Below are 13,063 nucleotides of genomic sequence, written 5' to 3' on the forward strand. Positions count from 1 at the left end.
ATGTATGAACGTCAAGAATAAAACTCCGGAAGCACAGCGGCTTCACATAGTCATTACAGGCGCTGCAAACTCCGGAAAATCCTCACTTTTGAATGCGCTGACCGGTCAGCATACTTCCGTTGTCAGCAGCACAAAGGGAACGACAACTGACCCTGTAAAAAAGCCGATGGAACTTCACGGAACAGGACCGGTCATTTTTGTTGATACGGCAGGATTTGGTGACAACACGGAACTTGGCGCGCTTAGAACTGAAAAAACGCTGGAGGCAATCCGTTCTGCGGATATGATTATCTGCGTTTTTTCGGCAGATACGTTTTACGACGAAACTGCCGGTGATACAGGTTCTCCGACGGCTTTATCCTGGCTTAAACTTGTAAATGAGTCCGGGAAGAAGATAATACCTGTCCTTTCAAAATGTGATTTAATGACGAACTCTGAACGTGCTGAGTATGTACAAAAAATCATACGGCAAGTGAATACAAATCCTGTCTTTTTCAGTACTGTTCAAAATACAGAGAAGTGCGTATCCGCGCTTTTGGAAAAAATAGCCGGGTGCATTCCTCAGGAATTCCTTTCGCCAAAAACTTTTACCGGAAATCTCTGCACGGAAAATGAGTCTGTCCTGCTTGTTATGCCGCAGGACATTGAAGCACCAAAAGGAAGACTTATTCTTCCGCAGGTACAGGTTTTACGCGAACTTTTAGACAAAAAATGCCTTGTTTCCTGCTGTACGGCAGATAAAGTTGAAGAAACGCTTTCTACCCTCAAACAGCCCCCTTCGCTCATCATAACGGATTCGCAGGCTTTCAAAACTGTGTATGCGCATAAACCTGTTCAGAGCCTTCTTACGTCTTTTTCAATTCTTATGGCTGCACAAAAGGGCGACATATCAAAATACAGGGAAGGCGCATACGCCATCGCAAACCTGAAAAAAACGTCCCGCGTTCTTATTGCAGAAGCCTGTACCCACGTTCCGCTTGAAGAAGACATCGGCAGGGTAAAAATTCCTGCACTGCTGAAAAAACTCATTCCGGAAATTCAAATCGATTTTGAACGCGGAACTGATTTTCCGGATTTAAAACCGCTTCAGCAGGGAAAAAACGCAGCCGCGCCTTACGACCTTATAATTCACTGCGGTGCCTGCATACACAATTCATCATACGTGCAGGACAGGCAGAAACGCGCGGCTCTTGCCGGAATACCGATGACAAACTACGGGCTTGCAATCGCATTCCTTACAGGAATACTTGATGACGTTGCAATCCCGGAATGAATGATGCGGCAGCATTCGCAAAACACAAAAAATCAATCTCATTGTATAAACGCTGAAAAATCTTTATACTGAAACGAACTGTCAGGTTCTTACTATAAAATTATAAAGGACAAGAGATAATAGATACTTGGGGGATTTAATGAACAGACGACTGATTACTTCAGCATTACCTTACGTAAATAATATTCCGCATCTTGGAAACCTTATCCAGATGCTCAGCGGCGACGTATTCGCACGATTTTGCCGCAGCCGCGGCTATGACACGCTGTATATCTGCGGAACGGACGAATACGGCACTGCAACGGAAACAAAAGCACTTGAAGAAAATAAAACTCCGCGCGAACTGTGCGACTATTACTACGGCGAACACACAAAAATCTACGACTGGTTTCACATCAATTTTGATAAATTCGGACGAACCTCAAACGAAGAATGTACTGAAATAACGCAGTCGCTTTTTAAAGACCTTGACGAAGCCGGACTTATACACGAAAAGACGAACAGGCAGCTTTTCTGCCCTCACTGCAACCGCTTTCTTGCCGACAGGTACGTAAACGGAATCTGCCCTAAGTGCGGAAGTTCAAAAGCACGCGGCGACCAGTGCGACGACTGCGGCGCTCTTCTTGACCCGGTAGAACTGAAAGAACCGAAATGCGCAACGTGCGGCTCAACGCCGGAAGTCCGCGAAACAAAGCACCTTTACATTGACCTTCCGGCGCTTTCAAAAAAACTTGACGAATGGATGTCCAAAACAAGCTGCGAAGGCCGCTGGGCAGACAATGCAATCAACATTACAAAAGCATGGATTCGCGACGGTCTGAACGAACGCGCAATCACCCGCGACTTAAAATGGGGAATTCCAGTTCCAAAAACAGGCTATGAAAACAAAGTATTCTACGTATGGTTCAACGCGCCTATCGGCTATCTTTCAATTACAAAACAGCTTGCAAACGAACTTGCAAAAGCCGGAAAGCAGTCGTTCGACTGGAAATCCTGGTGGCTCCCGGAAGAAAGCGAAGAGGCAAAAGGCAAAGCGCCGGTAGATTTGTTCCAGTTCATCGGAAAGGACAACATTCCGTTCCATACAGTAATTTTCCCGTGTACGCTGCTCGGTTCTCCGCATAACTGGACAAAACTGTATCATATGAGTTCAACGGAATATATGAACTATGAAGATTCCAAATTCTCAAAGAGCCGCGGAGTAGGCGTTTTCGGAACAGATGCAATTGAAACAGGAATTCCGGCAGATGCCTGGCGTTTCTACATTTTCTACAACCGCCCGGAAAAACAGGACTTCCAGTTTATGTGGAAAGACTTTCAGGAAAAGATGAATTCCGAACTTATCGGAAATCTTGGAAATCTTGTAAACAGAACTCTTCTGTTCGTAAATAAATACTACGATGGAAAAATTCCTGCCGCTCCTGTTGACGAAGAACTGTGGAATGAAGTAAAGGCACGCGAAGCAAAAATAACTGAACTTCTTGAATGGGCTGAACTTAAGGACGCATTCCGCGAAATGTTCGGAATTGCTGATATTTGCAACAAGGCATTCCAGGCAGCAGAGCCGTGGAAAACCCGGACTACAGCGCCGGAGCAGGCCGCAAAGCTTATCCGAAACCTGTGCTACGTAATCAAAGACCTTATGATTATGATGAATCCGTATATGCCGCAGTACACTCAGAAAGTTATGTCGTATTTCGGTAAGTCAATCGAAGAAAAGAAAGTCGGAACGGAAACAAAACCGGGACTGAACTGGTCTGACCTTGCAAAGACGGACGGACTTTCTGAAATCAGTGCAACGGAAGTTTACTTTACTCCTATGGACAAAAAGACTATGGAAAACTTCCGCGAAAAATTCTCAGGAAATCAGAAAGAAAGAAAAGACGCAAAAAAGACTGAACAAAAGCCTAAAAAGGCAGAGAAAAAGGCGGAAGAGGAAGTTCTGCCTTTTGACCGTCAGGCAGCGCATTTTTCAAATACAATCAGGCTTCGCGTTGCAAAAATCATAAAAGTTGACCGCAATCCTGAAGCAGAAAAACTGTATATCGAACACCTTGACGACGGAACAGGAACGGAACGCGTAATTCAGAGCGGACTTGTTCCGTATCTTAAGGAAGAGGAACTTCTCGGAAAGCACATTATTCTTGCAGACAATCTTGCGCCTAGGAAAATGCGCGGAATAGAAAGCCGCGGAATGCTTCTTGCCGCTGACTATACGTCTGCCGACGGAAAAGAATGCGTTGAAGTTCTTACCGCGCCGTGGGCTGCACCGGGAACGGAAGTCGTTCTTGAGGGAGATCCTGTTCCTTCATCAAAGCCGGAAACTATCAGCGCGGACGACTTCTTTAAGGTAGAAGTAAAAGTCGTTGACAAGACCGTTCAGATTGGCGGAAAAAAACTTGTTGCAGACGGAAAGCCGCTTGAAACGCAGTTTACCGTAAACGGCGACGTGCACTAATTGATGACAGAATGATGGTGCAGGGGATAAACGTGTTTTCTATTTCAATTTCACGGCTGGCTCAAACAGACAATACGAATATAGGCTCATTTCTACAGACGCCGTTCTGGAGCGAATTCAAGGCGGCGCACGGATGGAATTACAGCCGTTTTTCCATCCGGCAGACGTTCCGTGAAGATGAGGCGGAAAAGCCGCATTCGTGCGGAAAAAACGCCTCCGCCGGGCAGAATGCAGAAACGGAGAAAACAGGCGAATTTTCCGTCCTTACGCGCTCTTTTGCGCACGGACTTTTTTCAATCGCATACATACCGCTTTTTCCGCAGCTGCCGTTTGAATGTACTCCGGAAGAAACAATAGAAGATGCGCTTGACTCGGACGGAACGGCGGTCATTGAAAAACCGCTTGTTACGGCGGAAACGCAGACAATCGAATTTGCGCATCTTGTAAAGGAAATTGCCGCAGCGCTCAAGCCGTATCTTCCTAAAAATACAATCTGCATACGCTTTGACCCGGCAGTGTCATTCGGAACTCCGGAAGAGCGCGATGCATTCAATTACGGACTAAAACTCGTATCGTTCGCGGACAGGCTTCATCTAAGGAAAAACAGCGTTGACATTCAGCCGCCGGACTCTACGCTCGTAGACCTTACTCCAGATACAGAAGAAATCCTTGAACGGATGAAAAGCAAATGGAGATACAATATCCGCCTGAGCGAACGAAAGGGCGTGCAGATTGAAAAAGTTACCGGCGCAGATCCGCTTTTTTCCGAAAAACTCGACGTTTTCTACGATTTGTATAAAATCACTTCTGAGCGCGACGGAATTGCAATCCACTCAAAATCGTATTATGAAGATTTGCTGAAAAAATCAAGCGATGAACTTGCGCAGAAAAAAAACGTTCCTGCCGTTACGCTGTATCTTGCAAAGCACGAAGACGACTATCTTGGCGCAATCATTACGCTTTTCAGCAGGACAGAAAGCGTTTATCTTTACGGCTGCTCAAGCAACGTAAAGCGCAATCTTATGCCGAATTTTCTCTTGCAGTGGACGGCAATGCAGGATGCAAAAAAATACGGCAGCCTTTATTACGATATGTACGGAATGCCGCCGACCGACGATGAAAATCACCCTATGCACGGACTGTATCTTTTCAAGACAGGATTCGGCGGAAAGAATATCCACCGAATAGGAACATTTGACGTACCGGTACACATTCTGTACCGCGCGTGTATTGCAGCAGAATCCCTGCGCGCATTCTGGCATAAAAAAATAATGAAAAAGATTAGGGGAAGATGAAAAACTGCCTTATTATTACCGGAGGAAAATTCTGTGAGCCGGAAAAGTCCGCCGTTCAGTCTGCGGAATTCGTAATCGCCTGCGACAGGGGCGCGGACTATGCAAAACGACTTGGAATAACGCCGCATCTTATTATGGGAGATTTTGACTCCTGCACGGAAGAGCTGCCGACTGGAATTCAGACAATGCGTTTTCCGCGCGAAAAGGACGATACCGATACAATGTGCGCAGTAAAATACGCGCTGGACCACGGCTTTACAGACATTACAGTTGCGTGCGCGTTCGGAGGACGTTTTGACCACGCTGTAGGTATTGTACAGGCAGCAGCGTATGCGGCAAAAAACGGAGCGCGGACAACGCTTCTTGGAGAAGGCGAAAAGGCATTCGTTTTCAAAAACAGCTCCGTCACTCTTGAAAAAACTGCCGGCACGTCACTTTCTGTTTTCTCCATTACGGACGCTTCATACGGCGTATACGAAAAAGGTACAAAATATACGCTTGACAACGCCGTTCTTACGAATGCCTTTCCGCTTGGAGTAAGCAACGAATGGGCGGAAAATACGGCAGAAATCGGCGTAAAGGACGGAATTCTTCTTGTAGTAGAGTCCGTTCTCCGCTAGATTCTACGTTCCGCGGATTGCCTAGAACGTTTTTTTCATTGGGTGAACGTTCTGGAAACCCCCGATGGCTTTCCAAAAGAAAAACCTGTTTTCGGGAAAATTCCGAAGACTGCTTTAGCGTAGGAGAACTTTCGGCACGCTGCCGAGAACTGATTTTGTGCAGGGTGAACGTTCGGGAAAATCCCGAAGACTCACCAGAAAGAAAAACTGCATTCGGGAACATCCCGTGGCTTCAGCATCTGCCGGCCGGCTAAAACGTAATTTTTCAGACAGCACGAATTGTTTTACAGTACGTCAATCATTTCAACCGCATTTTTGTAGAACGCAGGTTCAATTACGTCCGGGAATGAAGAAGCAAGTTTTTCAAGGTCGGAACGCAGTTCGCAGGGAGAATTCCTGCCGCCGAAAATAACCTCGCAGAAACCGCATTCACGCCGTTGCCTTGCCGCCTCGTTTTCAGTCTGCGACACGTGAAGGACGGACGGAAATTCGTAAAGTTTCTGAAGCACCACGTCTGAAAGCAGCGGAAACTTAAAGGCCATTACCATTTTTGGCGGACATTTATGCGGCGGAGAAAGGAGCAGGGAAAGGGGAGATGCGCCGTACGCACAGGCAGAGGCATTACTCATCCCCGAAAGGCGCGGATTTATCTCTAAAACGTACCATTCCCTTTCGGCTGGGTCAAAAACAAGGTCGAACTGCGCTACGCCGCAAACACCGCAGGCATCAGAAACGCGCAGAAGGAGCGACCGGAGCTTTTCCGGCTCAAAACGCGCATTGTCTACAGGACCTGCCTTTACGCTCTGTTTGGGGCTTGTAATTCCGTACTGGTTTACGGAAAACAAAAACGGACCGCATACAGCGTAATTTCCGGCAGAACCGTATACTTCCGCCCCGAACTGAAATCCTGATATATATTCTTCAACAATGCGGTCGCTTCCGTTTTTCTTTGAAAGAAGGAAGGCCTTTGCCTGCGCAAAAGTCTTTGCAACTTCCATTCCGTAGGAACTGAGACCGACAGTATCTTTTATGACTACAGGATAGCGAAGGGAACGAAGTCTGTTGAATACGTATTCTTTATAGCAGTTTACGCGGACATCGCGGTGATTGCGTTCCGCCCAGAACTGTTCGTGGTGTACATAGACCGATTTTGCAGTCCGGATGCCGAGCCGTTCCAGAAGCAGGTGAGTGCGCTGCTTGTCAAAACAGTCCGCCTCGAAAGAGGAAGAATTGCACAGCGTATGAATACCGTGATCGCGAAGGATGTCTGCCACAAGCGCATCTTTTATGCCAAGCCAGTCAAACGGCGCAGTCCAGAACGTACAGGCAACGGCAACGTCAGGATTAAGTGAAAGAATGTCAGAAGCAATGTCTTCTGCATTTTGTTTTTGCGTAATGATATATTCAACGCCGTCTGCCTTTTCCTGAACGGAAGAACCGCAGACATCAAGCAGGAACATTCCAGGTAACTGCGTTACGACGGCAAAGCGATGTTCCGGAAAAGAAGATGCAAGTTTTTCGAACTGTTCCCGGCACGACGGAAACGTCCTGTAATGCATTACATTGCCGTCAAATTCATTTGAATTAGTGCTGTAAAAAACGACTTTCATATCATCTGAATACTAGCCGTTCTTTGCCTAAAAGAAAAGGGCAGAAAGTGCCCCTGTTTTTATCAAGATAATAGAAAAACATAAAAAAGGGGCTGCCTAAAGAATATTGTCATGCTGAATTCAGTTCAGCATCTGTGCATTATTAGACAGCCCCAATTTAAATATTTTCCTTATAGAACCAGCCAGCGCTAGTCGGCGGAGCGAACAAGGCGGAAGCCCAGAGAATTACCTTTTTCAGATGGATTAAAGCAACTCCAGAAACATACTGATGCATCGTATGCGCCATTGTTCCAAGAACCGCCACGTTTAACGCGGTAGGAACCAGAATCAGGACCAGTCGGGTCATTTTCACTTCTTTGGGCTGTACTGTAGTCATATAAGTCATAACACCATTCCCATACGTTTCCGCTCATGTCATATAAGCCAAGAACATTATGTTTCTTCTGTCCTACCTGATGGGCACCGTAACCTTTCTTCCCGCTAGATGGAATTTCAGTTGAAGTTATACCGCCGTTACAGGTGTTATAGTAATACCAGCCTGCTGCATCCAATCCCGAGTTCCGACTGTCAGTATATTTTGCTTCGTCTGCTGTATCTGAACCGCTGAAAGGATAATCCCATTCATCCAGATTTGGATCTCCTCCGCGGGCAGCATATTCCCATTCTGCTTCTGTTGGCAGTCGGTAACCGTTTTTAGTATGGTCAGCTGTTACTGTGGCATTCTTTATGTATGTAACGGATTTTCCTGCATCTGAAATGACTTCAGTTTCGGGATTTTTAATCGTATAGACAGGTTCAAGACCTTCTTTCTGGCTTAAAAGATTACAGAAGTAGACGGCATCATACCATGTTACGTTTTCTACAGGACGTTCTGAATCTTCTTCTCCATCTGCAATTACGTAACTTTCCGGCTGTAAGGAGCTGTAACTTGGATCAGCTGTAATTGCAAGCGTATTCAGGGCTGTATCTTCCATTATTTCCTTGTACTGAGCTTTTGTTACTTCGTATTTTGACATATAAAAATTACTGAGAGTTATCTCCCTGCCTTTAGTAAACACACCAGAGTCATTGGTTTTATTTTCCTTTCCTGTAATTGTGCCGCCATCTATTTTTAAAAAAATTTTTGGAATAACCTGCGTTTCTTTATATGAACATACGTTGCAAATTCTTTCTTTTTCACCATCTTCCGTTGTAGGTTTTTTAGTTACAGTCCAAGACCCAAAACTATGCGCTGCTTCGCTTTCTTCAACTACATTATTGCATTCACTGCATTCATGCCAGTGTTTTACTACGTTAGATTTCCATTCTTCTTTTTGCTTATGTTCATGAGAAAGTTCTGCAACGTTTCGTTCTTCCTTATAGTTACACACACTGCAAACTCTTTCTTTTAAGCCTTTAGTATTGTCTGTCGGTTCTGTTATTATTTTCCAGTCACCAAAGGCGTGTTCTTCTTTTTCAACAAGTTCATTACAGATACTGCAAACATGCCAGTGATAGACCGCATCAGTTTTCCATTCCTCAGAGCAGTCATGCTCATGATCAAGTCTTGGAATTGCCTTTACTTGTTTATAAAGACACACGCTGCAAACTCTTTCTTTTGAACCTTTATTTGCTTCCGTTGCTACAACCGTTACAGTCCATTCGCCAAAGGTGTGCTCTTCCTTACTGCCCACTGCGGTTTTGTGTTCACAAGTTGCCTCATGCCAGTGGTATGTTTCATCATATTTCCATTCTTCTGAAAAACTGTGTTCGTGGCTGTCAGAATCTGTCTGACAGCTCATAAATGCAAGTGCCATAATCATTGCCGAAAGAGAGGCAAACAAGTTGATTTTTTTCATAGTATTTACTCCCATAATTACTTACACCCTCCAAGACTTTTTACATCTATATTAAAAAGACAACGCCTTTTTTGATTACCGAACAACGACTTATTCAGCACACTGCCAAAGTCAAGTTTTTCAATCGGACAGACTCCAGCAATTTACAGAACGCTGTTTTTGTACCGGAGAAGGTTTCGGGAAAATTCCGCAACCGAAAAATTCGTTTAAACGCAAAAAGGACGCACTTCTTCTGCCCAAAAGACAAAAAGAATGCGTCCTTTTCTGTTTATATAATTCTGTTTCTGTTAAAAATTCCGGGTAATTAAATTTATCTGCTACAGATAAAGAATCAGCAGAACCTGCTCTATAATTTTCAGAACTGTCTACCGCAGTTTTGCCCCTGCAAAACTGCAAGGCGCAGGCAAACCCGTATTCAGATGAATAAGTCGTTAAACCTGTACCCCCCCCCATTTCACTTTGTTAAAATAAACTGACTCAACATTATCCATAAACATAAACTGATTTTAGCACGGATTTATTGTTTTGAAAATCAAAAAGGTTTGCATTAAATCGATTTTTTTTTGAAAAAAGGCAAAAAATGCAGGAAAAAATATGCGTAATGTCACAAAAAAAGGCATACTATAAAAAGGTCAATCCCACTCGCAACATCTTCTGAAATCTGATAGTATTCACGTATGACAAAAGAAGAATTCCAGTTTCTTATCGACACAAAAAAGGAATATGAGTTTTCCTATAACGGAAAAAAATACAATATCACTTATGGAACGGATGAATTTCACCGCGACTATATACAGTTCGGCGAGCTGTATACGGGAACACGCTGGTATTCGCTAGGCGAACTGCTTAATGAAGCAAAGGTTGAAAATCATTATTTCAGGGAAATGATAGAAATTCTGTAAAAAAAAGGAACACGGCTATGACACAGGAAGAAATACAGACTTTGTACAGTCAGACAGACGAACTGCTTGCAATATACGAAAGGAACTGTCCGATTACGGAGGACGGCTTTAATCTTGGAATGGTAAAGCTTACACTTGAACAGATGATTGACTTTACGATACAGAATGCGGCGGAAAAACAGGCTCTCCTTGACTGGATGGAAACGCACGATTTCTACAAATCTCCGGCATCAACGCGTTTTCACGGCGACTTTGAAAGCGGTCTCTGCGTGCATACGCTTCAAGTAATCTACCAGAGCCTTAAGTTTGCCCGACCAGTTCTGGATGATTTTTTCCGCTCTAAATTTGCAGACCGCTATTCGTTTGCCGCAAAGGATATTTTTATTGCGGCGCTTGCACACGACTTCTGCAAGGCTGGAAGCTATGAAATAAACTTCAGGAATACTAAGGATATCTTCGGAAACTGGACAAAAAAATCCTACTATAAGACAAGAGATGACTTAAGAAATCTGGGGCACGGAAATGAATCCGTACTTATCCTGCTTGAGGTTATGCCATCCTACATAAAGAACAGAATCGTAATAGAGGCGGTGAGCCGCCACATGGGATTCAGCGATCTTTCTGACCTTGAGCGTATGAACTATTCTAATTTCCTTACAAATCCGCTTGTTGTCCTGCTTCAGCTGGCAGACCAGACTGCCGCTGCGTGGTATGAGAACTGATGATGAAGCAGACACAGATTAATATGACGGAAGGGGCAATTACCTCAAAACTGATTGCGTTTTCAGTTCCGTTAATACTTTCAAGCGTACTTCAGCTGCTTTTTAATGCGGCGGACGTTATTGTTGTAGGGCGTTTTGCCGGTGACAATTCGCTTGCGGCTGTAGGCTCTACAAGTTCCCTCATAAACCTGCTTGTAAATTTGTTTCAGGGGCTTTCTATCGGAACGAATGTTGTTGCAGCAAACTACTTTGGTGCAGGGAAAAAACGTTGCCTTCAGCAGACGGTTCATACGGCAATGCTCCTGAGCGTTTTTTCCGGCGTTCTGCTTACTGTACTTGGAGTTGCGGGCGCAAAACTTCTCCTGCGTATGATGCAGGCACCGGAGGAAGTGCTTAATCTTGCCGCAAAATACCTTCAGATTTACTTTGGCGGAATTACCGCCACGATGATATACAACTTTGGAAGTGCTCTTCTTCGTGCAAAAGGCGATACAAAACGCCCGCTCTACATTCTTTTTGCAGCAGGAATAATAAATCTTCTGCTTAATCTCCTTTTCGTAATCACTTTCAGGATGGACGTTGCCGGAGTTGCACTTGCAACAGTCATTTCTCAGTGCTTTGCCGCAGTGCTGATTACTTTCATCCTTACGCAGGAAAGGGATGACTTCAGGCTTTCGGTAAAAGAACTTCATATTGACCGCGACATTTTCATACGGATTTTAAAAATCGGTCTACCGGCAGGATTTCAAGGGATTATGTTCTCTTTTTCAAACGTGATTATCCAGTCCTCAATAAACACTTTCGGAAGTACTGTCATCGCAGGAAATTCGGCAGGAATAAGCATAGAGGGCTTTGTGTACACGTCGATGAACGGATTTTCGCAGGGAACGCTTACCTTTACAAGCCAGAATATGGGCGCAGGAAAAAAAGACAGGATTAAGCGCGCCGCTGTCATCTCGCAGTTTATTGTCATCGTAATAGGGCTTGTTCTTGGGAATGCAGTCGTTTTCTTTTCACGCGGACTGCTTGGAATTTTCTCAAAAAATCCGCTGGTAATTGATGCAGGCGTACAGCGCCTTAAAATCGTATGTTCGACGTATGCGCTCTGCGGAATGATGGACTGTATGGGAAATACGGTGCGCGGAACGGGACACAGCGTACTTCCGATGGCTGTAACGCTTGTAGGTGCATGCGGACTAAGGCTTCTGTGGATTGCAACTGTGTTTCAACTTCCGCAGTTCCATTCGTGCTTTACGATTTTTCTGTCGTACCCGATTTCCTGGGTACTTACATGGATTGCACACCTTATATGTTTTGCCGCAGTTCTCAAGCGGAACGAATGCTGATTTTTTTGTGCAATGCGGAATTTTCCGTACTCATTGAGAATAATCATTTTTTTCTGTAAGATAGGTTCATTATGAATATGGAAGCATTTATTTTAGGATGCGGCGGAATGATGCCGCTTCCGTTCCGCCATCTGACGTCCGTTCTTCTTCGGCGCGACGGCGATTTGTTCTTGTTTGACGGAGGAGAAGGCACGCAGGTTTCATTGAGAAGGCTCAATCTGAAGTGGAAGAAAATAAATGCTATTTTTGTTTCCCATACGCACGCAGACCACGTAACAGGTCTTCCCGGAATACTTATGCTCAGTGCGCAGGTAGACAGGACTGAACCTCTTTACATCTACGGTCCGCCGAAAATCGCAGAATACATCGAGTCAAGCCGCAAGGTTCTTGATATGTACATAAACTATCCGATTGTCGTAAAGGAAATCACCGCGCCGTGCATCGTTCATCAGGGCGAAGATTTTTACATCCGCGCATTTCCGCTTGAGCATACAAAGACGTGCGTAGGCTATACTCTTGAAGAACTTGACCGTCCGGGTGAATTCAATCCGCAGAAAGCGGCAAGCCTTGGCGTTCCGATGGGGCCGCTTTGGGGAAAACTTCAGAAAGGGCAGAACGTAACGACACCTTCCGGCGACGTTGTAACTCCTGAGCAGGTTATGGGTTCTAAAAGAAGCGGACGGAAATTCAGTTTTGTTACTGATACGCTGTACAAGCAGGGAATTGCAAAAGAAGTTATGGGGTCTGACCTGCTTGTGTGCGAAGGAATGTTTGAAGACGAACTGATTGATCAGGCAAAGGAAAAAAAGCATATGACGGCAAGCCAGGCAGCTACTATTGCGCGTGATGCAAACGTGCGTAAGATGTGCCTTATTCACTACAGTCCGCGCTACACGGACAAGGAACTGGGAAAACTTCTTGAGCAGGCGCAGAAAATCTTTCCTGCGGCGGAACTTTCTAAAGACCGTATGCACATAGAAATTCCATATATAGACTGAC

At 44.9% G+C, this 13,063-nt stretch carries 10 protein-coding genes; 8 read left to right on the forward strand and 2 right to left on the reverse strand.

Annotation, left to right across the window (positions count from 1 at the left end):
- Nucleotides 1–4 precede the first annotated feature (4 nt).
- The 4 genes from hydF to B5D55_RS03925 all read left to right on the forward strand — a co-directional run bounded on the left by hydF (nt 5) and on the right by B5D55_RS03925 (nt 5,646).
- Complete coding sequence (gene hydF, locus B5D55_RS03910; RefSeq protein ID WP_078932693.1) at nt 5–1,273, forward strand: [FeFe] hydrogenase H-cluster maturation GTPase HydF; 1,269 nt, start codon at nt 5–7, stop codon at nt 1,271–1,273.
- A 139-nt stretch (nt 1,274–1,412) separates the two neighbouring features.
- Nucleotides 1,413–3,731: a methionine--tRNA ligase gene (gene metG, locus B5D55_RS03915; protein ID WP_078932694.1), complete on the forward strand. Its 2,319-nt coding sequence runs from the start codon at nt 1,413–1,415 to the stop codon at nt 3,729–3,731.
- Between the two features lie 32 nt (nt 3,732–3,763).
- Entirely contained in the window at nt 3,764–5,026 is a 1,263-nt protein-coding gene (locus B5D55_RS03920; RefSeq protein ID WP_234975370.1) for a lipid II:glycine glycyltransferase FemX, read from the forward strand.
- Nucleotides 5,023–5,646 (forward strand): thiamine diphosphokinase, encoded by a 624-nt coding sequence (locus B5D55_RS03925; protein ID WP_078932695.1) that lies wholly within the window; start codon nt 5,023–5,025, stop codon nt 5,644–5,646. The genes B5D55_RS03920 and B5D55_RS03925 overlap by 4 nt, the downstream gene beginning before the upstream one ends.
- Nucleotides 5,647–5,930: 284 nt before the next feature.
- Here the strand turns inward: B5D55_RS03925 and B5D55_RS03935 are convergent, their stop codons facing one another.
- Both B5D55_RS03935 and B5D55_RS03940 read right to left on the reverse strand, forming a co-directional pair.
- Nucleotides 5,931–7,256 carry an ATP-grasp domain-containing protein gene (locus tag B5D55_RS03935; RefSeq protein WP_078932697.1) on the reverse strand — a complete coding sequence of 442 codons (1,326 nt, stop codon included), beginning with the start codon at nt 7,254–7,256 and terminating at the stop codon, nt 5,931–5,933.
- A 188-nt stretch (nt 7,257–7,444) separates the two neighbouring features.
- Nucleotides 7,445–9,094: a formylglycine-generating enzyme family protein gene (locus B5D55_RS03940; RefSeq protein WP_159446150.1), complete on the reverse strand. Its 1,650-nt coding sequence runs from the start codon at nt 9,092–9,094 to the stop codon at nt 7,445–7,447.
- Nucleotides 9,095–9,771: 677 nt separating this feature from the next.
- Here B5D55_RS03940 and B5D55_RS03950 point away from each other — a divergent pair.
- The 4 genes from B5D55_RS03950 to B5D55_RS03965 all read left to right on the forward strand — a co-directional run bounded on the left by B5D55_RS03950 (nt 9,772) and on the right by B5D55_RS03965 (nt 13,062).
- On the forward strand, nt 9,772–9,996 hold the full coding sequence (locus B5D55_RS03950) for a hypothetical protein (RefSeq protein ID WP_078932700.1): 225 nt from the start codon (nt 9,772–9,774) through the stop codon (nt 9,994–9,996).
- A 17-nt stretch (nt 9,997–10,013) separates the two neighbouring features.
- Nucleotides 10,014–10,718 (forward strand): hypothetical protein, encoded by a 705-nt coding sequence (locus B5D55_RS03955; RefSeq protein WP_078932701.1) that lies wholly within the window; start codon nt 10,014–10,016, stop codon nt 10,716–10,718.
- Nucleotides 10,718–12,064 (forward strand): MATE family efflux transporter, encoded by a 1,347-nt coding sequence (locus tag B5D55_RS03960; RefSeq protein WP_078932702.1) that lies wholly within the window; start codon nt 10,718–10,720, stop codon nt 12,062–12,064. The genes B5D55_RS03955 and B5D55_RS03960 overlap by 1 nt, the downstream gene beginning before the upstream one ends.
- Nucleotides 12,065–12,135: 71 nt before the next feature.
- A complete protein-coding gene (locus B5D55_RS03965; RefSeq protein WP_078932703.1) occupies nt 12,136–13,062 on the forward strand; it encodes a ribonuclease Z in 927 nt (308 codons plus the stop codon).
- Nucleotide 13,063: the final 1 nt, after the last annotated feature.

The sequence above is a fragment of the Treponema porcinum genome, assembly GCF_900167145.1.
Lineage (GTDB): Bacteria > Spirochaetota > Spirochaetia > Treponematales > Treponemataceae > Treponema_D > Treponema_D porcinum.